General features: G+C 70.7%; 23 protein-coding genes. 18 read left to right on the plus strand and 5 right to left on the minus strand.

All coding sequences use genetic code 11. The features are described 5' to 3' along the window. Positions 1 to 217: 217 nt before the first annotated feature. The 13 genes from carA to AB0395_RS37085 all read left to right on the plus strand — a co-directional run bounded on the left by carA (position 218) and on the right by AB0395_RS37085 (position 13674). Positions 218 to 1354, plus strand: a complete 1137-nt coding sequence (gene carA / locus AB0395_RS37025; protein WP_366289241.1) for a glutamine-hydrolyzing carbamoyl-phosphate synthase small subunit — start codon at positions 218 to 220, stop codon at positions 1352 to 1354. Next, positions 1347 to 4667 (plus strand): carbamoyl-phosphate synthase large subunit, encoded by a 3321-nt coding sequence (gene carB, locus AB0395_RS37030; protein WP_366289244.1) that lies wholly within the window; start codon positions 1347 to 1349, stop codon positions 4665 to 4667. The genes carA and carB overlap by 8 nt, the downstream gene beginning before the upstream one ends. 196 nt (positions 4668 to 4863) lie before the next feature. Next, positions 4864 to 5709, plus strand: a complete 846-nt coding sequence (locus tag AB0395_RS37035) for a dihydroorotate dehydrogenase electron transfer subunit (RefSeq protein ID WP_366289246.1) — start codon at positions 4864 to 4866, stop codon at positions 5707 to 5709. Beyond that, on the plus strand, positions 5699 to 6673 hold the full coding sequence (locus AB0395_RS37040) for a dihydroorotate dehydrogenase (protein WP_366289248.1): 975 nt from the start codon (positions 5699 to 5701) through the stop codon (positions 6671 to 6673). The genes AB0395_RS37035 and AB0395_RS37040 overlap by 11 nt, the downstream gene beginning before the upstream one ends. Then, positions 6670 to 7383, plus strand: coding sequence for an orotidine-5'-phosphate decarboxylase (gene pyrF, locus AB0395_RS37045; RefSeq protein WP_366289251.1), 714 nt, complete (start codon positions 6670 to 6672; stop codon positions 7381 to 7383). Before AB0395_RS37040 ends, pyrF begins: the two co-directional genes overlap by 4 nt. Before the next feature lie 187 nt (positions 7384 to 7570). Beyond that, positions 7571 to 7894 (plus strand): integration host factor, actinobacterial type, encoded by a 324-nt coding sequence (gene mihF / locus AB0395_RS37050; protein ID WP_012889515.1) that lies wholly within the window; start codon positions 7571 to 7573, stop codon positions 7892 to 7894. Positions 7895 to 8049: 155 nt separating this feature from the next. Continuing rightward, complete coding sequence (gene gmk, locus AB0395_RS37055; RefSeq protein WP_366289255.1) at positions 8050 to 8664, plus strand: guanylate kinase; 615 nt, start codon at positions 8050 to 8052, stop codon at positions 8662 to 8664. 13 nt (positions 8665 to 8677) lie between these two features. Beyond that, positions 8678 to 8941, plus strand: a complete 264-nt coding sequence (gene rpoZ, locus AB0395_RS37060) for a DNA-directed RNA polymerase subunit omega (protein WP_012889517.1) — start codon at positions 8678 to 8680, stop codon at positions 8939 to 8941. An 8-nt stretch (positions 8942 to 8949) separates the two neighbouring features. Continuing rightward, positions 8950 to 10278, plus strand: a complete 1329-nt coding sequence (gene coaBC / locus AB0395_RS37065; protein ID WP_366289259.1) for a bifunctional phosphopantothenoylcysteine decarboxylase/phosphopantothenate--cysteine ligase CoaBC — start codon at positions 8950 to 8952, stop codon at positions 10276 to 10278. A 79-nt stretch (positions 10279 to 10357) separates the two neighbouring features. Then, complete coding sequence (locus AB0395_RS37070) at positions 10358 to 10726, plus strand: hypothetical protein (protein ID WP_366289262.1); 369 nt, start codon at positions 10358 to 10360, stop codon at positions 10724 to 10726. A 115-nt stretch (positions 10727 to 10841) separates the two neighbouring features. Next, positions 10842 to 11402 carry a TPM domain-containing protein gene (locus tag AB0395_RS37075; RefSeq protein WP_366289265.1) on the plus strand — a complete coding sequence of 187 codons (561 nt, stop codon included), beginning with the start codon at positions 10842 to 10844 and terminating at the stop codon, positions 11400 to 11402. 259 nt (positions 11403 to 11661) lie between these two features. Then, a complete protein-coding gene (gene metK, locus AB0395_RS37080) occupies positions 11662 to 12849 on the plus strand; it encodes a methionine adenosyltransferase (RefSeq protein WP_366289267.1) in 1188 nt (395 codons plus the stop codon). A gap of 291 nt (positions 12850 to 13140) precedes the next feature. Next, positions 13141 to 13674 (plus strand): sulfocyanin-like copper-binding protein, encoded by a 534-nt coding sequence (locus AB0395_RS37085; protein WP_366289270.1) that lies wholly within the window; start codon positions 13141 to 13143, stop codon positions 13672 to 13674. Here the strand turns inward: AB0395_RS37085 and AB0395_RS37090 are convergent. The 3 genes from AB0395_RS37090 to AB0395_RS37100 form a co-directional block, all read right to left on the minus strand. Next, entirely contained in the window at positions 13664 to 13807 is a 144-nt protein-coding gene (locus AB0395_RS37090; protein WP_366289273.1) for a hypothetical protein, read from the minus strand. The genes AB0395_RS37085 and AB0395_RS37090 overlap by 11 nt on opposite strands. Positions 13808 to 13889: 82 nt before the next feature. Next, entirely contained in the window at positions 13890 to 15476 is a 1587-nt protein-coding gene (locus AB0395_RS37095) for a multidrug ABC transporter permease (protein WP_366289275.1), read from the minus strand. Then, positions 15473 to 16375, minus strand: a complete 903-nt coding sequence (locus AB0395_RS37100) for an ABC transporter ATP-binding protein (protein ID WP_366289278.1) — start codon at positions 16373 to 16375, stop codon at positions 15473 to 15475. The genes AB0395_RS37095 and AB0395_RS37100 overlap by 4 nt, the downstream gene beginning before the upstream one ends. A 94-nt stretch (positions 16376 to 16469) precedes the next feature. Between AB0395_RS37100 and AB0395_RS37105 the strand changes: the two genes are divergently transcribed. The 4 genes from AB0395_RS37105 (at position 16470) to AB0395_RS37120 (ending at position 20397) form a co-directional block, all read left to right on the plus strand. Continuing rightward, positions 16470 to 17270, plus strand: coding sequence for a TetR family transcriptional regulator (locus AB0395_RS37105; RefSeq protein WP_366289281.1), 801 nt, complete (start codon positions 16470 to 16472; stop codon positions 17268 to 17270). Between the two features lie 152 nt (positions 17271 to 17422). Further along, positions 17423 to 18382 (plus strand): hypothetical protein, encoded by a 960-nt coding sequence (locus AB0395_RS37110; RefSeq protein WP_366289284.1) that lies wholly within the window; start codon positions 17423 to 17425, stop codon positions 18380 to 18382. A 149-nt stretch (positions 18383 to 18531) separates the two neighbouring features. Then, positions 18532 to 19557, plus strand: a complete 1026-nt coding sequence (locus AB0395_RS37115) for a YbhN family protein (protein ID WP_366289286.1) — start codon at positions 18532 to 18534, stop codon at positions 19555 to 19557. Positions 19558 to 19713: 156 nt separating this feature from the next. After that, the gene (locus tag AB0395_RS37120) at positions 19714 to 20397 is read left to right on the plus strand and encodes a winged helix-turn-helix transcriptional regulator (RefSeq protein ID WP_366289289.1); all 684 of its coding nucleotides are present in this window, start codon (positions 19714 to 19716) and stop codon (positions 20395 to 20397) included. Between the two features lie 13 nt (positions 20398 to 20410). Here the strand turns inward: AB0395_RS37120 and AB0395_RS37125 are convergent, their stop codons facing one another. Beyond that, complete coding sequence (locus AB0395_RS37125) at positions 20411 to 20770, minus strand: metalloregulator ArsR/SmtB family transcription factor (RefSeq protein WP_366289291.1); 360 nt, start codon at positions 20768 to 20770, stop codon at positions 20411 to 20413. A 232-nt stretch (positions 20771 to 21002) separates the two neighbouring features. Here AB0395_RS37125 and AB0395_RS37130 point away from each other — a divergent pair, with 232 nt between their 5' ends. Continuing rightward, positions 21003 to 22043: a cation diffusion facilitator family transporter gene (locus AB0395_RS37130; protein WP_366289294.1), complete on the plus strand. Its 1041-nt coding sequence runs from the start codon at positions 21003 to 21005 to the stop codon at positions 22041 to 22043. 4 nt (positions 22044 to 22047) lie between these two features. Here AB0395_RS37130 and AB0395_RS37135 read toward each other — a convergent pair whose 3' ends face one another. Continuing rightward, positions 22048 to 22563 carry an ATP-binding protein gene (locus AB0395_RS37135; protein WP_366289297.1) on the minus strand — a complete coding sequence of 172 codons (516 nt, stop codon included), beginning with the start codon at positions 22561 to 22563 and terminating at the stop codon, positions 22048 to 22050. Positions 22564 to 22668: the final 105 nt, after the last annotated feature.

The raw sequence follows: 22668 nt of genomic DNA on the forward strand, positions 1-22668 counted from the left end.
ACTAGCGGTCGATTGGCGCCGCGGCTTCATCGAGTGTGCGGGCGATCCACTCGGGCAGGGAGACGGCCGCATTCCGCGCCGCCGCGATCCAGCGCCGCGCGGCGGCGCCGCTGCCGGTGTGGCGCGGAGCCGTCCCACATCATGGAGGCGCGCCCTTCCGGCGTGCCAGATATTTCATACTTTGCGGAGCAATGACCGAGATGATCGGGGTGTTTGAGTGACCGCAGTGCTAGTGCTGGAAGACGGCCGTGTCTTCCATGGGACCCCTTACGGCGCCGAGGGCGAGACCTTCGGCGAGATGGTCTTCAACACCGGGATGACCGGCTACCAGGAGACCCTCACCGACCCCTCCTACCATCGCCAGATCGTCGCGATGACCGCGCCGCACATCGGCAACACGGGGGTCAACGACGAGGACCCCGAGTCCTCACGCGTCTGGGTCTCCGGCTACGTGGTCCGCGAACCCGCCCGCGTCTCCTCCAACTGGCGCGCCAACCGCTCCCTCGACGACTATCTCAAGGAGCAGGGCGTCGTCGGCATCGCCATCCCCGGAACCCGCGCCCTCACCCGCCACCTGCGTGAGCGCGGCGCCATGCGCGCCGGGGTCTTCTCCGGCAAGGCTTTGGCCCCGGTCGAGGAGCTTCTCGACCGGGTGCGTAACAGCCCCGCGATGGAGGGCGCCGACCTCGCGGAGGCGGTCTCGACCGCGGAGCCGTACATCGTGCCCGCCATCGGCGCCAAGCGGTTCACCGTCGCGGCCGTCGACCTCGGCATCAAGGCGATGACCCCGCACCGGATGGCGGAGCGCGGCTGCGAGGTGCACGTCCTGCCCGCCTCAAGCACCGCGGAGGACATCCTCGCGCTGAACCCGGACGGGGTGTTCTTCTCCAACGGCCCCGGCGACCCGGCCACCGCCGACCGGCAGGTCGAGGCGCTGCGCGGGGTCCTCGCCGCGGGCAAGCCGTTCTTCGGCATCTGCTTCGGCAACCAGATCTTCGGCAGGGCCCTCGGGCTCGGCACCTACAAGCTGCGCTACGGCCACCGCGGGGTCAACCAGCCGGTCCAGGACCGCCGCACCGGCAAGGTGGAGATCTCCGCGCACAACCACGGCTTCGCCGTGCAGGCCCCTCTGGACGGCAGCTTCGACACGCCGTACGGCCCGGCGGAGGTCAGCCACGTCAACCTCAACGACGACTGCGTCGAGGGGCTGCGGCTGATCGACCGTCCCGCCTTCAGCGTCCAGTACCACCCGGAGGCCGCGGCGGGCCCGCACGACTCCGCCGGGCTGTTCGACCGGTTCTGCGCGCTGATGGAAGAGACAACGAACACGACGGAGGGCAGCAAGGGTGCCTAAGCGCACGGACATCCAGTCGGTCATGGTGATCGGCTCAGGGCCGATCGTGATCGGGCAGGCCTGCGAGTTCGACTACTCCGGCACCCAGGCCTGCCGCGTGCTGCGCGCGGAGGGCTTCCGCGTGATCCTCGTCAACAGCAACCCGGCGACGATCATGACGGACCCCGAGTTCGCCGACGCGACCTACGTCGAGCCGATCACCCCGGACATCGTCGAGAAGATCATCGCCAAGGAGCGCCCCGACGCGCTGCTGCCGACCCTGGGCGGCCAGACCGCGCTCAACACCGCGATCGCCCTGCACGAGGCCGGAGTCCTGGCCAAGTACGAGGTCGAGCTGATCGGCGCGGACGTCGACGCCATCCAGGCGGGCGAGAACCGCGAGCTGTTCAAGGACATCGTGGCCAAGGTCGCCGACGAGCGCGGCCTCAACGCCGAGTCGGCCCGCTCGTTCGTCTGCCACACCATGGACGAGTGCCTGGCCGCCGCGGGCGAGCTGGGCTACCCGCTGGTCGTGCGGCCCTCCTTCACCATGGGCGGCGTCGGCTCCGGCTTCGCCCACGACGAGGACGAGCTGCGCAGGATCGCGGGCGCGGGCCTCGACGCCTCGCCGACCACCGAGGTGCTCCTCGAGGAGTCCATCCTCGGCTGGAAGGAGTACGAGCTGGAGGTCATGCGCGACAAGGCCGACAACGTCGTCATCGTCTGCTCCATCGAGAACCTCGACCCGATGGGCGTGCACACCGGCGACAGCGTCACCGTGGCCCCCGCGCTGACCCTCACCGACCGCGAGTACCAGAACATGCGCGACGTCGCCATCGCGGTCATCCGCGAGGTCGGCGTCGACACCGGCGGCTGCAACATCCAGTTCGCCGTCGACCCGCGCACGGGACGCATGGTCGTCATCGAGATGAACCCCCGCGTCTCCCGCTCCAGCGCCCTCGCCTCCAAGGCCACCGGCTTCCCGATCGCCAAGATCGCGGCCAAGCTGGCCATCGGCTACACCCTGGACGAGATCCCCAACGACATCACCAGGGAGACTCCGGCCTCGTTCGAGCCCTCCCTCGACTACATCGTGGTCAAGGTGCCGCGGTTCGCCTTCGACAAGTTCCCCGGCGCCGACCAGACCCTGACCACTCACATGAAGTCGGTCGGCGAGGCCATGGCCATCGGCCGGTCCTTCCCCGAGGCCCTGCAGAAGGCGCTGCGCTCGCTGGAGAAGAAGGGCGCGACCTTCACCTGGGCGGGGGAACCGGGAGACAAGGACGAGCTCCTCGCGGCCTGCCGCACCCCGCACGACGGCAGGCTGCGCACCATGCAGCAGGCCATCTGCGCCGGGGCGACCCCGGCCGAGCTGTTCGAGGCGACCGCGGTCGACCCGTGGTTCCTCGACCAGCTCTACGCGATCGACGAGGTCGCCGCCGAGCTGCGCGAGGCCGCCCAGCTCACCGCGGAGACGCTGACGAGGGCCAAGCGGTACGGCTTCGCCGACGCGCAGATCGCCGAGCTGCGCGGCATGACCGAGCACAGGGTCCGCGACCTGCGCCACGCCCTGGGCGTGCGGCCCGTCTACAACACCGTGGACACCTGCGCCGCCGAGTTCGCCGCCAAGACGCCCTACCTCTACTCCACCTATGACGAGGAGACCGAGGTCCCCTACGGAGACCGCCCCAAGGTCCTCATCCTCGGCTCGGGTCCGAACCGCATCGGGCAGGGCATCGAGTTCGACTACGCCTGCGTGCACGCCTCCTTCGAGCTCTCGGCCGCCGGGTACGAGACCGTCATGGTCAACTGCAACCCGGAGACGGTCTCGACCGACTACGACACCTCCGACCGGCTCTACTTCGAGCCGCTCACCCTGGAGGACGTCCTGGAGGTCGTCCACGCCGAGCAGCAGACGGGGCCCGTCGCGGGCGTCATCGTCCAGCTCGGCGGCCAGACCCCGCTCGGCCTGGCCCAGGCGCTCAAGGACGCCGGGGTCCCGATCGTCGGCACCTCGCCCGAGTCGATCCACCTGGCCGAGGAGCGCGGAGCCTTCGGCCGGGTCCTGGCCGAAGCCGGGCTGCCGGCGCCCAAGCACGGCACCGCGGTGACCGTGGACGACGCGCTGGCCATCGCCGAGGAGATCGGCTACCCGGTGCTGGTGCGGCCCTCCTACGTCCTTGGCGGCGCGGGCATGGCCATCGTCTACGACGACGAGACGCTGACCACCTACATGGCCAAGGCGGGCGCGGCCAGCGACCACCCGGTCCTGGTGGACAAGTTCCTCGACGAGGCCGTTGAGATCGACGTCGACGCGCTGTTCGACGGCGAGGAGCTCTACCTCGGCGGCGTGATGGAGCACATCGAGGAGGCCGGGATCCACTCCGGCGACTCGGCCTGCTCGCTGCCCCCGATGACGCTCGGCGGCCACGACATCAAGCGCATCCGTGCCGCGACCGAGGCCATCGCCAGGGGAGTGGGCGTGCGCGGTCTGCTGAACGTGCAGTACGCCATGTCGGCCAACATCCTCTACGTGCTGGAGGCCAACCCGCGGGCCAGCCGTACCGTGCCGTTCGTCTCCAAGGCGACGGCGGTGCCGCTGGCCAAGGCGGCGGCCAGGGTGATGATGGGCGCGACCGTCGCCGAGCTGCGCGCGGAGGGCATCCTTCCCGCGGATGGCGACGGCGGCACCATGCCGCTCGACGCGCCCATCGCGGTCAAGGAGGCCGTGCTGCCGTTCAACCGGTTCAGGGGCGTCGACACCGTGCTCGGCCCTGAGATGCGCTCGACCGGCGAGGTCATGGGCATCGACGAGTTCTTCGGCACGGCCTACGCCAAGTCCCAGGCCGCCGCCTACGGCTCGCTGCCGACCAAGGGGCGGGCGTTCGTCTCGGTCGCCAACCGCGACAAGCGCGCGATGATCTTCCCGGTCAAGGCGCTCGCCGACCTCGGCTTCGAGATCCTGGCCACCGAGGGGACGGCCGAGGTGCTGCGCCGCAACGGCGTCCATGCCAAGATCGTGCGCAAGCAGAGCGACGGGACGGGTCCCGATGGGGAGCCGACCATCGGCAGGCGCATCTTGGACGGCGAGGTGGATCTCATCGTGAACACGCCCTTCGGCAGCCCCGGTCAGTCCGGGCCGCGGCTGGACGGCTACGAGATCCGCACCGCGGCCGTGCTGCGGGGCGTCCCCTGCATCACGACCGTCCAGGGGCTGGCCGCGGCCGTACAGGGCATCCAGGCCATCGTCCGCGGCGATGTGGGCGTACGGTCGCTCCAGGAGCACTCGGAGCGGCTGAGGGGACGAGTGAGCGGAGCGGCCGGCGAAGGATGAGCCGTCCGTGTAGTGAGCGAGGAACCGAACGCGACCATGGGTGTGTGCGGCTGAGGGGACGAGTGAGCGGAGCGGCCGGCGAAGGATGAGCCGTCCGCGTAGTGAACGAGGAACCGAACGCGACCATGGACACAGCACGCCTGCGGGGTTGATGCCTTAAGCGGAGGTGAGGGAGACGCCTGTTACTCCGGTACAGGTGACGGGCACGGTGCTGACGACGCGCCGGGTCGACGCCTACCATGCGCTGACCGTGGTCGCGCCCGGCATCGCCGAGCGGTTCAGGCCGGGGCACTTCGTTTCGGTGGCCGTCGGCGGATCACACACGTCGATGCTGACGCGCCGTGCCTTCTTCGTCCACGATGTCAAGCCCGACTACGGCGGCACGGTCGAATTCGTCTTCACCGTGAGCGGTCCGGGCACGGCGTGGCTGGCCGAGCGCCGCGCCCGTGACACGCTCGACCTGGTCGGGCCGCTCGGCAGGCCGTTCCCGCTGCCGCGCGACCCGGTGACCTGTGTTCTGGTCGGTGGCGAGTACGGCTCCGCGACGCTGTTCACCGTGGCCGACGCCCTCCAGCAGCGCGGCTGCCGCGTCGACTTCGTGCTCGGCGCGGCCTCCGCCGACCGGGTCTTCGGTGCGCTGCGCGCCAGGAGGATGGGGGAGACGACCACCCTGACCACGGAGGACGGCTCCCTCGGCATGCGCGGCCGGGTGGCCGACGTGCTGCCCGGCGTGATCGCCGACGTCAGGGCTGATGCGGTCTACGCGTGCGGCCCCATGGAGATGCTGCGCGGCGTCACCGCCGTCGCGGTCGAGTTCGACATTCCGGTCCAGGTGGCCGTCGAGGAGCGGATGGCCTGCGGGATCGGTGTGTGCATGACGTGCGTGCTCCCGGTCATCGGAGACGACGGTGTCACCCGGATGGTGCGCTCGTGCGTCGAAGGACCGGTCTTCAGGGGCGAGCGCGTCCGCTTCGACGATGTGGGGACGATCCCGTTCGACGCGCTCGGGGCGCCGGGTGGGGGAACACGGAATGTCGGTTGACATGCGGACGTACCTGGGGCATGTGGAACTGGTCAACCCGATCACCACGGCCGCGGGATGCGCCGCCTCGGGCTCTGAGCTGGCCCAGTTCTTCGACCTCAGCCGCATCGGCGCGTTGACCACCCGGTCGATCACCATGGCCCCCAGGGCGGGCCGTCCGACCCCCAGGATGGCCGAGACGCCCTCGGGGCTGCTCAACGCCGTCGGGCTGCAGGGGCCGGGGGTCGACGCCTTCCTGGAGCGTGAGCTGCCCTGGCTGGCCCAGCGAGGCGTCAGGACCGTGGTCTCCATCGGGGGCGGGACCGTTGCCGAGTACACCGCGCTCGCGCGCAGGCTCACCGACGCCCCCGGTGTGACCGCCGTCGAGGTCAACCTGTCCTGTCCCAACATCGAGGACCGGGGCAGGGTCTTCGCCCGTGACGGGGCCTCCTCGGCCGAGGTGGTCGCCTCGGTGCGCTCGGTCATGCGCTACGACGTCCCGGTGGTCGCCAAGCTGTCGCCGGACGTGGTGGACATCGTGAGCGTCGCCAGGGCGTGCGTCGACGGAGGCGCCGACGCGCTTTCGATGATCAACAGCCCGATCGGCATGAGCATCGACACCGAGGCCATGCGCCCCTCGCTGGCCGCGGTCACCGGTGGCCTGTCGGGACCGGCCATCAGGCCGCTGGCCGTACGCTGCGTGTGGCAGGTCCACGCGGCGCTGCCCAGCGTGCCCATCATCGGCATGGGCGGTGTGCTGACCGGCAGGGACGCCTTCGAGCTCATCCTCGCGGGCGCCTGTGTCGTCGCTGTGGGCACCGCGCTGTTCCACGACCCATATGCCTGCCTTCGCGTCCTGCGGGAGCTTGAGGAGCTTCTGGCGGCGCGGGGGTTCCATCGGCTGGCCGACGCCGTCGGGCTGGCCCATCGCCCGCCGGGTGCTTCCGCCCGGCACCGGATAGACCTGGAGGAGAGTTCCCTGTGACGCCCGCACCCATCGCCGTCGCCCTGGACGCGCCCGACCTGGAGACCGCGGCCCGCTGGGCGAGCATGGTCACGCCACACGTCAGCACAGTGAAGGTCGGACTCGAACTCTACCTCCGTTACGGCCCCGAGGTGATCGCCTCGGTCAGGGGCGCGAGCGGTGTCCAGGTCTTTCTCGACCTCAAGCTGCACGACATCCCGAACACGGTCGCGGGCGCGGCCAGGGCCGTCGCGCGGCTCAAGCCCGCCATCCTGACCGTCCACGCGACGGGTGGCCCCGCCATGATCAGGGCGGCGGTCGACGCGCTTCCGGACACCCGGATCGCGGCCGTGACGCTGCTCACCTCGCTCTCGGAGGCCGACCTGGAGAGGATCGGCGTCTCCGGCTCTCCAGGCGACGCCGTGCGCCGCCTGGCGACGCTCGCCGTCGACGCGGGCGCGCAGGCCCTCGTGTGCTCGCCGCGTGAGGTCGCCGCGGTGCGAGCAGAGGTCGGCCCGGACATCACCCTGATCACTCCCGGCGTCCGCCCCGCCGGCGCCGAGACTCAGGACCAGGCAAGAGTAGCGACTCCCGAGAGGGCTTTCGCCGACGGGGCCGATCTTCTGGTGATCGGCCGCCCGATCACCGGTTCCGCGGACCCCGGCGCGGCGGCCGCGGGAATCGCCGCGGCGCTCCGGCGCGCCTTCGCACCGGCCAACAGGGGCGCCTGATCGACTCCCCCGAAAAACGCGGAGTTGAGGGTCGTTTCATCGACACTCGGCGACTTTTGAGCTACAGAAAGTGACGAAGTAGATTTTCTCAGGGAAGAAACTGGTCTTGACGTTGCTTGAAGCGCGATGACCAGCTAGTTTCCCTTCCCGTCCGAGTACATCGACAGGAAATTCGAGGTGACCCGGCGTGGCTCTTCCTCCCCTTACCCCTGAGCAGCGCGCCGCAGCCCTAGAGAAGGCTGCCAAGGCCCGCCGAGAGCGTGCCGAGGTTAAGAACCGCCTGAAGCACGGCGCTATCTCTCTGGCTGAGGTGCTCAAAGACGGGCAGGCTGACGACGTCATCGGCAAGATGAAGGTGTCGGCTCTTCTGGAGTCGCTCCCCGGCGTGGGCAAGGTCCGCGCCAAGCAGCTGATGGAGCGGCTTGGCATCGCAGAGTCCCGCCGCGTGCGGGGCCTCGGCGCCAACCAGCGGGCATCGCTCGAGCGTGAGTTCGGCGGGGCCGAGAGCTAATCTCGGTTCGGTACGCACACGCTCACCCCGCGGCAGCGGGAACAGCATCACGGGGGGTTTTGGAGTTGACCGGAACATCGAGGTCCGACGGGAGTCGGGCTCCGGGGAGAACCGCTGAGAGCGGGTCTGGTGGCTCCGCGTCCCCGGTCGCAGGCTTGGAGGGGGCAGCCGCCCTCGCCGGGCCGACCGGCAACCGCCTGACGGTCCTCTCAGGGCCGTCAGGCGTTGGCAAGTCCACGGTCGTCGCCGAGCTTCGGCGGGCACACCCCGAGGTGTGGCTGTCGGTCTCGGTGACCACCAGGAAGCCCCGTCCCGGGGAGACCCACGGGGTGGAGTACTTCTTCGCCGACGACGAGGAGTTCGACCGCCTCGCCGCCTCGGGCGAGCTGCTCGAATGGGCGGAGTTCGCGGGCAACCGGTACGGCACGCCGCGCGGCCCGGTGCTCGCCAAGCTCGAGGCCGGGGTTCCCACGCTCCTCGAGATCGACCTTCAGGGGGCCCGCCAGGTCCGCGCGACCATGCCGGAGGCCCTGCTGGTCTTCCTGGCCCCGCCGTCCTGGGAGGAGCTCGAGAAGCGCCTGCGAGGCAGGGGCACGGAGCCCGAGGACGTCATCGCGCGCCGCCTCGCCGCGGGCCGGATCGAGATGGCCGCCGAGCAGGAGTTCGACCTGTCCCTGGTGAACACATCCGTCCAGGACGTATGCCACCGGCTGATAGCCTTGTTGGCTGATGCTCCCGAGGCTTCGAGCCCCGGACGTTCACCTAGCTAGGGGAAAACACAACGTGGCAACGAACGCGGCCTACTCCGAAGGCATCACCAACCCGTCGATCGACGCCCTGCTCGACATCGTCGACAGCAAGTACAGCCTCGTGATCTTCGGTTCGAAGCGCGCCCGCCAGATCAACGCCTACTACTCCCAGCTGGGCGAGGGCCTGCTCGAGTACGTCGGCCCGCTCGTCGAGACCCACGCGCAGGAGAAGCCGCTGTCCATCGCGCTGCGCGAGGTCAGCGAGGGCCTGCTGACCTCAGAGCCGATCGAGGGCTAGTCCCACCGATGCGGACGCCTGGCGAGGGCGCGGACGGCGCGCCCGTGGCCGCCCCCTCCGCCCCTGGATCCGCCGCGGAACGGCCCGCCGCACGTGACGGCGGCTCTCCCGCGGCAGGCTCGCGGGGAGTCGGCCGCGGACCGGCCGTCGTCCTTGGGGTGAGCGCGGGCATCGCCGCCTACAAGGCCTGCGAGTTGCTGCGCCTGTTCACCGAGTCCGGTCACGACGTCCGCGTCGTCCCCACCAGGGAGGCGCTCCGTTTCGTCGGCGAGCCGACCTGGGCAGCCCTGTCCGGCAACCCCGTGGCGACCGACGTCTGGGAGTCCGTGCACGAGGTGCCCCACGTCAGGATCGGGCAGGAGGCTGACCTGGTCGTGGTCGCCCCCGCGACCGCCGACCTGCTCGCCAAGGCCGCCCACGGGCTGGCCGGGGACCTGCTGACCAACACCCTGCTCACCGCGCGCTGTCCGGTGGTCTTCGCCCCCGCCATGCACACCGAGATGTGGGAGCACCCTGCGACCCGCGCGAACGTCGCCACGCTCCGCGAGCGCGGCGCGATCGTCATCGACCCCGCCGTCGGCCGCCTCACCGGCGCCGACACGGGCCGCGGGCGGCTGCCGGACCCGAAGGAGATCTTCGAGATCTGCCGGGGAGTCCTGGCGGGCCGTCCCGCCGACCTGGCGGGGCGCCGCCTGGTGATCTCCGCGGGAGGCACCCGAGAGGCCATCGACCCGGTCCGCTTCCTCGGCAACCGCTCCTCGGGCCTGCAGGGCTACGCGCTGGCCCGTACGGCCCTGGCCCGTGGCGCCGAGGTCACCCTGGTCGCCGCCAACGTCGCCCTGCCCGACCCGGCGGGGGCGACGGTCGTCCGGGTCGAGTCGGCACTCGAACTGCGTGCCGCCGTGCTCGAGGCGGTCGAGAACGCGGACGCGGTGGTCATGGCCGCCGCGGTTGCCGACTTCAGACCGGCGCGGCGGAGCGGCTCGAAGGTCAAGAAGACCTCAGCCGATCCCGACCCTATCCATTTGGTGAAAAATCCGGACATCCTTGCTGAGCTGGGTGAGCGCCGCAGGGAGGGGCTCAAGCCGTACCCCCAGGTCATCGTCGGATTCGCCGCAGAGACCGACGACGTGCTCGCCAACGGGCGTGCCAAGCTCGCCCGCAAGGGCTGTGACCTGCTGGTCGTCAACCAGGTCGGGGAGAATCTCGCGTTCGGCACACCGGACAACGCGGCGGTCGTGCTGGCCGCGGACGGCGATCCGGTGGAGATCCCGCGTGGTCCCAAGGAGGCCCTCGCCGACGTGGTCTGGGACCTCGTCGCCGAACGCCTCGTCTGATCTGCTTGCTGGAGATCCTCTCGCGGCGGATACTGCGTCCGAAGTGGTGTGGAACGTTACGCCCGGGAGGGTTTTGACCATGCCGGTGTCTGCCGCAGTCAGGGGACGCTGCCGCGCCCTTCTTCCCCCGGGGGAGGACATCCGCTACATCCTGCCCGCCCTTTCGGTGAACTCGCCGGGTATGGCGACCTTCCTCATCGTGGTCACCGACCGGTCGGTCCTGGTGCTGTCCACCAAGTTCTTCGACCGCGACATCCCGAGCTCCGTCTACGCCACCCACTCGCGCCGGACCAGGCTCGGCCCCGTGGAGTTCTCCGCGGGCGCGGCCATCGAGCTCGGCGGCATGGTGTTCGAGATCGACGAGGAGTACGCGGCGGTGGTGTGCGCGGCGGACGCCGAGGTCTTCGCGCCGGAGACGCTGCCCCCCGACCCGCTGCCCGACCTCTGACCCCGGTTCTCCACCGCGCGGGCTCGTGGGGGCCCTCGCCGTACCGGATAAAAGGGTGAATATCCGGGGATAAAGGATGAAAGGTGCAAAACGACAAGGGGTGGTTCCGGGATTGATGGGGGCCTCACGGGCGCTGTACGTGGTCCGCGTTCTCGCCGTGCTGCTGTCCGTCGCGTTCCCCTACGGCCTCGCGGCCCGTGGGGGCCGGGTGGCCCGCGCCGATCCGCCGGTCCCCGTCTCCCGCCCCGTGACCGACGCGGCGGGTGTGCTCGGCGGTCGTCGGGGCCAGGTCGACAGGGCCGTCGCCAGGCTGAGAGCCGTCCACGGGGTGCGCCTCTACGTCGTCTACGTCAAGGACTTCTCCGGGCTGTCCGCGCAGGAGTGGGCCTCACAGGCGGCCCTGCGCAGCCATCTGGGCAGACTCGACCTGCTGCTCGCCTTCTCCGTCGGGGAACGGCGCTACGCCGTCTCCGCGGACTCGCGCTTCCCGCTGTCCTCCGGGGAGCTCGACGCGGTCGCCGCGACCGTGATCGAGCCCGCCCTGCGGCACGGCGACTGGGCGGGCGCGGCGATCGGCGCCGCGGAGGAGTACGGCGCGACCCTCGCCGAACGGGGCAAGATCCACGCGGCTGATCGGCCCGGGGGCGGGCCGGGCGGAGGTCCCGGGGTGGCGTGAGTCCCGGGGACGAGCCGGGTGGAGGTCCCGGGGTGGCGTGAGTCCCGGGTGGGAAACCCGGCGGGTCCTGGGCGGAAACCCGGCGCGGCGCGGTTCCGGCGAAGGAGGCGGTGGCCGTCCCCCGATTTCGGCTCGCCGGATTCGGGGCAATTTCGCAGCGCCACGCCAGGTGGGGCTAGAATTCGGCGAGCGCTCTCAGTGTCGTGCCGACACGGGGAGCCCCCAGACGCCAGCAGCCGCTGCATGAGGAGCCACTGACTTGTCCCGTCGCCTGTTCACCTCCGAGTCGGTCACCGAGGGCCACCCGGACAAGATCGCCGACCAGATCAGTGACGCGATTCTCGACGCCATGCTCAAGGGTGACCCCAAGAGTCGTGTCGCGGTCGAGACGCTGATCACCACCGGTCAGGTCCACGTCGCCGGAGAGGTGACGACGGAGACCTACGTCGACATCCCCGGCCTCATCCGGGAGAAGATCCTCGAGATCGGTTACGACGCCTCCCACAAGGGCTTCGACGGCGCCTCCTGCGGTGTGTCGGTGTCCATCGGCGCGCAGTCGCCCGACATCGCCCAGGGCGTCGACTCCGCCTACGAGGCCCGTGAGGGCGAGGGTTCCGACGAGCTCGACCGTCAGGGCGCGGGCGACCAGGGCCTGATGTTCGGCTACGCCTCGCGCGAGACCCCCGAGCTGATGCCGCTGCCGATCCAGCTGGCCCACCGCCTGGCCGAGCGCCTGTCGGAGGTCCGTAAGAACGGCACCGTTCCCTACCTCCGTCCCGACGGCAAGACCCAGGTCACCATCGAGTACGACGGCGACAAGCCGGTTCGCCTCGACACCGTGGTCGTCTCCACCCAGCACGCGGCTGAGATCGACCTCAAGGAGATGCTCGCTCCGGACATCAAGGAGCACGTGGTCGACCCGGTGCTCGCGGGCGTGGAGATCGACACCGAGGGCTACCGCCTGCTGGTCAACCCGACCGGCCGTTTCGAGATCGGCGGCCCGATGGGCGACGCCGGTCTGACCGGCCGCAAGATCATCGTTGACACCTACGGCGGCATGGCCCGCCACGGTGGCGGTGCCTTCTCCGGCAAGGACCCGTCCAAGGTGGACCGCTCCGCCGCCTACGCCATGCGCTGGGTCGCCAAGAACATCGTGGCCGCCGAGCTGGCGGACCGCGCCGAGGTCCAGGTCGCCTACGCCATCGGCAAGGCGCACCCGGTCGGCGTGTTCGTCGAGACCTTCGGCACCGAGAAGATCCCGGTCGAGAAGATCCAGGAAGCCGTGCTCAGCGTCTTCGACCTGCGCCCGGCCGCGATCATCCGCGACCTCGACCTGCTCCGCCCGATCTACTCGGGGACCTCGGCCTACGGTCACTTCGGCCGTCCCGAGTTCTCCTGGGAGGCCACCGACCGGGCCGACGCCCTGCGCAAGGCCGCCGGTCTCTGACCGATCGCGCCGCACCTGCACGGGACGGCCCCCGCGAGACGTCTCGCGGGGGCTTTCCCGTTCCCTGCGCCTTTCCCTGCGCCTTTGCCGCACCGGACGCCCGTCGGCCTGCCGGTACGGCGGGCCCTCGTCCGGTGCCTGCGGAACGGCCCGGACTCCGGTGGCCTCGGCCTGTCATGTTCATCGGGCCGGTCGTAGGCTGAAGGTCAGGACGCTCGCCCGGCGAACGCGGTCCGCTCGCGGAAGACCGGGTGGGCAGACGCGGCTCGCGCGGTTGCGGGGGTGAAGCCGATGAGGTTTCACGATGTACGGCTTGCCGGGGCGGTGAGCGCGGTGATGTTCACCACGGTCGTCGCCGGTGGAGCGGCGGCGCAGACGCAGCCACTGAAGTGCACCGCGCCGCCCCTGCCGGGTCACGTGGTGAACGTGACCCTGGCGGACATGGGCCCGGGCATGATGAGCGACGGCCCCGGGCCGCAGGGCATGCGGATGCGCCTGTTCGCGACCCCGGCGAAGGTCCCCGCGGGGACCGTGTCGCTGCGGGTGGTGAACGAGGGGGTCATCGCCCACGAGGTCGTCGTGCTGCCGCTTGCGTCAGGTCAGGCCCCGGGACGGCGGGACGAGGGTTCCGATCAGCGCGTCGACGAGGCGGGCAGCCTGGGAGAGGCGTCGCACGACTGCGCCGCGGGCAAGGGGGAAGGCATCTCCCCCGGGGCCATGGGCTGGACCACGCTGACGTTGCGCCCCGGCCGTTACGAGCTGGTGTGCAACTTCCCCGGTCATTACGTCAGGGGCATGTACGCCGAACTCGACGTCACCGGGTGACGGCGCCCGCCGCCGTCAGGCCGGTGAGGATGTCGTTGTACGTGATCTCGTCGGCCTTGCCGCTGCGCCGGAGCAGGATGGTGGTGTTCATGATGTGTTCGGACATCATGAACACCAGGGGATTGGATTTCATGCCCTCTGGTACTGCCTGGGCCTGTAACGACAGATGCGAAGAATGTGCTGATAGATGATCAAGACTTGAGGGCCATCGGCGTTCAGATGACGTCGCGGCGGCGGAAGCCGACGAAGCCGACGGCGGTGAAGAGCGCGGCGATGGCGCTGATCCACGCCAGTCCGGTCCAGTCGGTGCCGGCCACGGTGATGGCGGGGACGTGACGCAGAGGGCTGATGTCGAGGATCACCTCCTTGAGGTTGAACAGCGGCCCAAGGATGGTGAGAGCGAAGGTGAGCACGACGCCGAGCCAGCCGACCAGCCGGACGCGGGGGTTGGCGCCGACTGCGGCCAGGGCCAGGGCGATCAGCACCCATACGGCCGGTACGGTGACCGCGGCCTGCCCGATGACGTCGGCGACGGCGATGCCCGGCTGCGCCTGGGAGGCCACCAGGCCCAGGACGGTTCCGGCGATGAGCATGCCGAGCGCGGGCCCCGCGAACGCCACGAGGGCGTTGCCGGCCAGGTAGGTCGAGCGGCGCAGCGAGCCGGCCAGAAGCGGCTCGACCCGGTGGTCGATCTCCTCGGCGTACACACGTAGGACGATCTGGACGCCGAAGACCGCGGCGATGATCGCGATGATCGACAGAATCTGGACGAGGAAGGCGAACAGCGGGCCCGCCGTACCGCTGATGCCCCCCAGGGGAACGAACCCGCCGGGGCCGTCGGCGAGGATGTCGCTGACGGGGCCGGCCAGGAAGCCGAAGACGGCGCCGAGACCGGCTAAGGCCGCCAGCCAGGAGATGAGTGAGCCACGGTTGAGCCGCAGGGCCAGGCCCCACACCGTGGCGGACCTGCCGCCGTGGGCCGGTCCACGGCGGGGGGCCATCATGCCCATGCCGAAGTCGCGGCGCCCGTTCAGGACCGCCGCGATCACGGCCGTCGCAGCGGCGAAGGCGAGGGCGGGCAGCAGCGGCCACAGATTGTTCCCGGAGGCCGGCTTGACCTGTTCCAGCCAGCCGAGCGGGGTCAGCCACGCCGTCCAGGCCGGGGCCTGGCTGGCGTCGACGTAGCCGCGGGCGATGAACGCCACGCCCAGGACGGTGACGGCGACGGTGTTGGCGGCGCGGGCCTCCGAACCGAGCTGAGCTGCGATTGCGGCCACGCCCGTGAACATCAGCCCGGCGGCGGTGAACGTCGCCGACAGCGCCAGGGTGTTCATCAGGCCGCCGCCGACCGCGACGGTGACCAGCCAGGACACCACGCCCAGTGTGACAGAGGCCAGCATCCCCATGGTCATTGCCGTGGCCAGGCGGGTCTGGCGGCCCATGACGCCGGAGGCCAGCAGTTCGGCCTGCCCGGAGTCCTCGTCGGCGCGGCTGTTGCGTACCACGATGAGAACGGCCATCAGCGCGGCGAAGAAGACGCCGAGAGCCCCGGCCCGCCACGCGTTGAACCCGTCTGCGCTCATCAGGTCGTGCGCGGGCCCGAAGATCAGGCTGAGCGCCGGGTTGGTGCCCAGGGTCGTGGCCAGCTTGGCACGGCTGGCCACGTCGGGAAACACCCAGTCGTAGGCCACGACCGAGGAGGCCGACAGCGCGGTGATCAGGACGATCCACGGCGCGATGTTGCGCCGGTCCTGGGCCAGCGCGACCTTCAGCAGCGGCCGCACGCCGGTCACGGAGCTCATGACCGACCGTCCTTTTCTGCGCCGTAGTGGCGAAGGAACAGGTCCTCCAGCGACGGCGGCGCCACGGTCAGCGCGCTGATCCGGTAGCGGCTCAGCTCGGCCATCGCGGCGTTGATCTCCGCGGGGTCCACGCCCGCGGTGAACCGGCCGCCTTCCAGCCGGCCGTCGTGGACGAAGCGCAACTCCTCCAGGCTCGCGGGCGGATCGTCCAGCACCGCGTGGACGGTGGTGCGGGTGTGCTTGCGCAACTGCTCCAAGGTGCCGACCTCGACCACCTTCCCGGCCCGGATGATGCTGATCCGGTCGGCCAGCGCCTCGGCCTCCGACAGGATGTGGCTGGACAGCAGTACGCTGCGCCCCCGCGCCTTCTCCTTGACGATCTCCTCCTGGAAGATCGCCTCCATCAGCGGGTCCAGGCCCGAGGTGGGCTCGTCCAGGATCAGCAGCTCCACATCCGAGGCCAGGGCGGCCACCAGCGCGACCTTCTGCCGGTTGCCCTTGGAGTACTGCCGGCCTCGCTTGGTGGGGTCGAGCTCGAAGCGCTCGATCAGCTCCCGGCGGCGCGTCTCGTCCAGCCCGCCGCGCAGGTTGCCCAGCAGGTCGATCGCCTGGCCGCCGGTCAGGCCCGGCCACAGCGTGACGTCCCCCGGCACGTAGGCCAGGCGGCGGTGCAGCGACACCACATCGCGCCATGGGTCGCCGCCCAGCAACTCCACCCGCCCGGCGTCAGCGCGCAGCAGGCCCAGCAGCACCCGGATGGTGGTCGACTTGCCCGCCCCGTTCGGGCCGAGGAATCCGTGTACCTCGCCGCGCTCCACCCGCAGATCCAGGCCGTCCAGCGCCCGGAAGGATCCGTAGGACTTCACCAGTCCTTCTGTACGGATCACCGTTTCGTTCATTGGGGGTCCCTTCCGCCCATGTCCTTGCACGCCACTTAAACATGAAGCATGACTGCATGCTACATTGATTCATGTATCAGATTGGAGAACACTTGTGACACCTGCTGGAGTCGAAGTCCCCGCAGACCTGGTGGAAGCAGCTCTGCGCGCCGCGCACCGGCTGGGCAAGGATGTCGCCGACGTTTCCGTCCTGGCGATCGCCAAGGAAGCAGGCGTCTCCCGCAGCACTCTGCTGCGCCGCATCGGCGGCTCACGCCAGGCCCTGGACGAGGCGGTGCGCGCCGCGGGCGTGGACCCCGGCGGGCAGCGGCCGGTACGCGAGCGCGCGATCGACGCGGGCGCGCACCTGATCGGCGCTCAAGGTCTGGCCGCGCTGACGCTGGAGGCGGTCGCCGCCCAGGCCGAGTGCTCCGTGCACAGCCTGTACGCCGCCTTCGGCGGCAGGGACGAACTGCTGCGAGCGATCTTCGAGACCCACAGCCCGATCCTGGACGTGGAGAAGGTGGTCTCCGGCCCGCACGCCGACCTGGGGGAGACCGTCAACAAGATCTACCGGCTGGTGGCCGAGGCGCTCACCCGGGAGCCGCGGGTGGTGCCCGCCATGCTCGCCGAAGCCCTGGCCCGTCCCGGTGAACCTGCCCTACGTGCCCTGCAGCAGCATTTCGCACCGCGCATGCTCGCCGGGCTGGGCACGTGGGTGGCCGAGGAGATGGCCATGGGACGCATCCGCAGCCTGCCGCCACCCCTGGTCATCCAGCAACTGATCGGCCCGGCCTTGATGCACTTCGTGACCCGTTCGGCCATCGACCAGGTCCCCGGTCTCGACCTGCCGAGCGTGGAGGAGACCTGCGCGGTGTTCGCCGACGCCTTCCTGCGCGCCGTCGGCGTGCCGTAGCCACAGCCAAGCGCCGAACGTCCCCACCCACGCGCTCCTTCTGCGCAGGAAGACAGGAATCCCCGATGACCCCGGCCTTCACTCCTCCGGACACGCCGGCTGACACTCCTCCAGGCACGCCGGCCGATGAGCCGAAAGCGAGCGCCGCGCGCATGCTGCTCGGCGTCATCGTCGGCGCGACCGTGCTGGTCGTGGTGATGCTGTGCGCCTTCGCGCTGCCCTCCGTCAAGGGCGGCCCGCACCACGTGCCGCTCGGGCTGGCCGGACCGCCGCAGGCCACCCAGGCCATCCAAACCCGGCTGCCCCGCGACGCCTGGGACGTCAGCACCTACCCCGACTCGCAGGCCCTGCAGACCGCCATCAAGCGGCGCGAGGTCATCGGCGGCCTCGCCCCCGGCGCCGACGGCCTGACCGTCTACACCGCCGGCGCGGGCGGCCAGCAGGCCGCGGCGGCGATCACCGCCCTGGGCGCCGGCATGGCCGCCCAGCAGCAGGCCAAGGCCACCGTGCAGGACCTGGTGCCCTTTCCCGCCGACGATCCCCGCGGCGTCGGGTTCACCGCCAGCGCTCTCCCAATGATCATCAGCGGTATCCTCCCCGCTGTCCTGCTGCTGCGCCTGTTCCCCGGCCACGCCAACCTGCGCCGCCGCCTGGCCGGCGTGATCCTGTTCGCCCTGGTCGCCGGAGCCGCCGTCGCCGCTGTCCTGCAGTACGGCTTCGGCTCACTGCACGGCGCCTACTGGCTCACCGCGCTCGGCCTGTCGCTGGGCATGGCCGCCCTGTCCATCCCCTTCCTCGCGCTGGAATCGCTGTTCGGCATGGCAGGTCTCGGGGCGGGCGCCGCGGTGATGATGCTCCTGGGCAACCCGCTGTCGGGCATGGCCGGGCCGTACTGGCTGCCTTCCGGCTGGGCCACTCTTGGCCAGCTTCTGCCTCCGGGCGCCTCCGGCAGCCTGGTGCGCGCCAACGCCTTCTTCGACGGCACCGGAGCGGGCGGGCCCGCGTTGGCTCTGGTCGCGTGGGCGCTGGCCGGCTTGCTGGTCATCCTCATCGCCGACCGTCGTACGGCTCGCAGTGCGCGGGCCGAAGCGACCGCGGCAGCAGCCGCCTGATCGCGCGCTAGGTCATGTCACGTCTCGATGGACCTTGCTTGGCCCGGCGTTCGTCCTCCACTGTTCGCCGGACCGAGCGGGGCCGCAGCGGCCACGAACACCCCTCGGTAGCGGCGCGTAAGGCTCTGCCGGGGCCGGCACCGGCCATCGTGGCACCCGCAGATGAAGCACCCCGCCGTGCCCGGCGGCGCTGGCGGACCGCCGCCCTGGGCGGCCTGGCCGTCTTGTTCGCCGCCGAGCTGGCATGGGGGTGGAACGCCCTGGCCTCGGCGGCAGCTCACCTGGGCGCCCCGCATACCGGCTGGCTGGCCGCTGCCCTGGCCGCGGAGGTGATCTCGATGGGAGCATACGCGCGCATGCAACGCCGCCTGCTGCGCTCGGCCGGGGTATGCGCCCCGCTCAGCCGCCATGTGGCACTCGCCTACGCGGCCCACTCACTGAGCGTCACCCTGCCAGGCGGTCCAGCCTTCTCCACGCGGCTGAACTACCAGCAGATGCGCCGCTTCGGAGCCAGCCCGGCCGTCGCCTCCTGGTCGATCGCGCTGTCGGGCATCCTGTCGGCCACCGCGCTGGCCGTCATCACCGTCGCCGGCACGCTGGGTGCCCAAGAGACCCTGCGATGGCCTGACCTGGCAGGCCTGGTGGTCGCCGCCCTGCTGGTCACCGTCGGCGTCCGTTGGGTCGTCCGCCGGCCCCACATCGTGATCCGAGTCCTAGGTGCCCTGTTGGGCCTGCTCAACCGAGTCCGGCGCCGGTCGGCGACAAACGGGATCGAGCGCGTCGAGGGCTTCGTCGGCCAGTTACGAGCCGCCCGCCTTTCTCCCCTCCAGGCCGCCGCCGCTTCGGGCTTCGCGCTCCTCAACTGGTTGCTGGACGCGGCCTGTCTGGGAGCGTGCCTACTGGCGGTGGGCGGCAGTGTCTCCCCGAGCGACCTGTTGCTCGCGTTCTGTCTCGGGATGGCCGCTTCCACCATCACCCTCGTTCCGGGCGGGCTGGGCATCATCGACAGCGCCCTGACCCTCGGCCTGACGACCGGCGGTGTCGGCACGGCCACCGCGATCGCCGCCGTCGTGCTCTACAGGATCATCAGCTTCGGCTTCGTCATCGGCACCGGATGGATCTTCTGGCTGATCATCCGACGCCGGGGGCGCACGCCCGTGACCTCGCACCCGTGACAGGCCGTCCCGCCGTCACGGGACTTTTCGTTCCGATGTTCGTCAGCCCCCGTCCAGGGGCCTCCCCTCATGGTTTTCTCTTCGCCATATTGGTCCTAACTTAGGATTTCAAGGTGTGGGGTTACCAGTGAACGGTTCGTACGAGGAAGCTCAGGCATGACGCAACGCGTGACCGACCGGCGCAGCTACAACGACCCGTGCGGGATCGCCCGCGGTCTCGACGTGATCGGCGAGCGATGGGCGCTGTTGGTGGTGCGCGAGCTGCTTCTCGGCCCGAAGCGGTTCACCCAGCTGCGTCTCGGCCTGCACGGCGCGAGCCAGAACGTCCTGTCCCAGCGGCTGCGTGAGCTGGAACAGGCCGGGGTCGTACGGCGCCGCAAGCTCGGCCCGCCCGCGGCCGCGTGGGTCTACGAGCTGACCGAGTGGGGCCGCGACCTCGAACCCCTCCTCATGGCCCTTGGTCGCTGGGGCAGTCGTATCCCCGTCACCTCGGAGACCGAGCTCGGCCTCGACGCACTGATCCTCGCGCTCAGGACGATGTTCGACCCGCGGGCGGCGCAGGGGCTGCGGGCTACCTACGACCTGAGGATCGGCGACGACCGTTTCCTGGCCGAGGTCGCCGACGGCCGCCTTGACATCGTCCGCGGCGACCCGGGGGGCCGCGCCGACGCCGTCGTCGAGACCGACGTCACCACGCTCAGGGAGATCGTCTTCGGCGGCCTGCCGCTCGCCGACGCGGTCGGCTCGGGAGCCCTGAAGATCGGCGGCGACCGTCAGGCGGTCGAGCGCCTCACCGGGCTCTTCCCGCTTTTGCCGCCCCGCCCGGTGGACGCGGAGTGACCTGTCTGCCCGCTCAGTCCTCGTGGCGGGGGATGCCGGAGACCTCGTGGTCGGCGTGGAAGAGCGCCTCGCCGATGAGGCCGCGCACGTGGGCGTCGCGGGCGCGGTAGAGCACGCGCCTGCCGTCCCTGCGGGTGCGCACCAGCCCGGCCAGGCGCAGCTTGGCCAGGTGCTGGGAGACCGAGGGGCGGGCCACGCCGATGGCCCCGGCCAGGGAGGTGACGTCGTACTCGCCTTCCGACAGCAGCCACATCAGGCGCAGCCGGGTGGTGTCGCTGAGCATCCTGAAGGCCTCGGCCGCGGTCTCCACCTGGGCGTCACTGGGTTGCTGTTGCGGCAGGCTTGCACCTGATTCGTTGTCGCGTGCGTACATGGCTACATATAATTCCTGCGCAGGACATCACGCGCAAGCGAGGGAAACCATGCCTGACCAGCCATCCCCTGAGGTCTTCCCCTCCGAAGAGCCGCACCGCCCCCACACGCCCGGCCATACCCCCGGGCAAGGGCACGACCACTCCGGCGACCCTGCCCACACCCGTGCACACGGCCACGGCCACGCGAACGACCACGACCATGCGCGCAGACACGGGCACGGACACGGACATGTGAACGCGAACGCGCACGGCCATCCCCACGGCCCCGGAGAGGAAAACAGGGGAACGGCGTTCAGGGGGCTGGTCTCCCGGGTCCGTCACGCCCTCACCCCGCACAGCCACGACAGCGCGGACAAGACCGACGCCGCGCTGGAGTCCAGCCGCCGCGGGATGCGGGTGCTGGCGATCTCCTTCGTCGCCCTGACGGTCACCGCGACCGCCCAGGCCGTGATCGTGTTCTTCTCCGGCTCGGTGGCGCTGCTGGGCGACACGCTGCACAACTTCGCCGACGCCCTGACCGCCGTCCCGCTGGCCGTCGCCTTCTCCCTCGGGCGGCGCGCCGCCACCCGCCGCTTCACCTACGGCTACGGCAGGGCGGAGGACCTGGCCGGGATCGCCGTGGTGGCCGTCATCACAGCCTCGGCCGCCCTCGCGGGCTACGAGGCCCTCAGGCGCCTGATCGCCCCCCAGGACGTCGAGGCGCTGGGCTGGGTCGCCGCGGCCGGGGTGATCGGCTTCCTGGGCAACGAGTGGGTCGCCCGCTACCGGATCAGGGTCGGCCGTGAGATCGGCTCGGCCGCGCTGGTGGCCGACGGCCTGCACGCCCGCACCGACGGCTTCACCTCCCTGGCCGTGCTGCTTGGCGCGGGCGGCGCCGCCCTGGGCTTCCCGATCGCCGACCCGATCGTGGGCCTGCTCATCACGGTCGCCATCTGCTTCGTCCTGCGCGACGCGGCGCGGGAGATCTATCACCGCCTGATGGACGCCGTCGACCCCGGCCTGGTCGAGCGGGCCGAGCAGATCATCGCCGCGACTCCCGGGGTGACGGGGGTGGCGGCGCTACGGCTGCGCTGGATCGGCCACGAGCTGCGCGCCGAGGTCGACATCCTGGTGGGTCACGAGCTGACCCTGCTGCAGGCGCACGCGGTCGCCGTACAGGCCGAGCATCAGCTCATCCACCACCTGCCACGGCTGCGCGCCGCCACCGTGCACACCGACCCCGACGGCCCCGGCCAGGCCGACTCGCACGCCGTCCTGGCCGCCCACCGCTGACCCCTCACCCGGTGGCCACGGCGGCCTCACCGGCGCAGTCGGCGCAGTCGACACAGGAGAGGGGGCAGGTCGCGAACTGAGCCCACACCGCATGGCCCGTCTCCCGGTTGCCCCGGTGGCCCGCCTTCGAGGCCAGGGCGCCGACCAGCGCGAGCCCCCGGCCCCGCTCGGCCCCGAGATCCGTCTGCCCGCGCCGCCCGAACTCGGGAACCCCGCCCCGCCCCAGATCGTGGACGGCGATCCGGATGACGGCGCCCCTGCGGACGACTTCGACGGCGAAGGTGCCGTGTGGTCGCCCGCTGGCGGTGTGCAGGACGGCGTTCGCGGCCAGCTCGGCGACGACCTGTTCGGCGTCGGCGCAGCAGGAGGCGTCCGCGAGGAGGAATCTGACGAAGTGGCGTGCCTCGGGCACCTGGTCCAGACGTCCGGGAAAGGTCCGCCTCCAGGTGAGCCCGGAGGGGAACAACTGCAGCATCGTGTCGATCATCTCCGGAGCCACCTCGTTCCAGGTAACGGCCATGGATCATCTCCCTAGGAGAGGGAATGCGTCACCGGAACCGTGGCGTACGCCCCCGACGCCGGTAACCCCCTGTGAAACCTTGGGCACCACTCCACCTGAAAGCCG

Origin of the sequence: Streptosporangium sp. NPDC051023 (genome assembly GCF_040689595.1) — a bacterium.
Lineage (GTDB): Bacteria > Actinomycetota > Actinomycetes > Streptosporangiales > Streptosporangiaceae > Streptosporangium.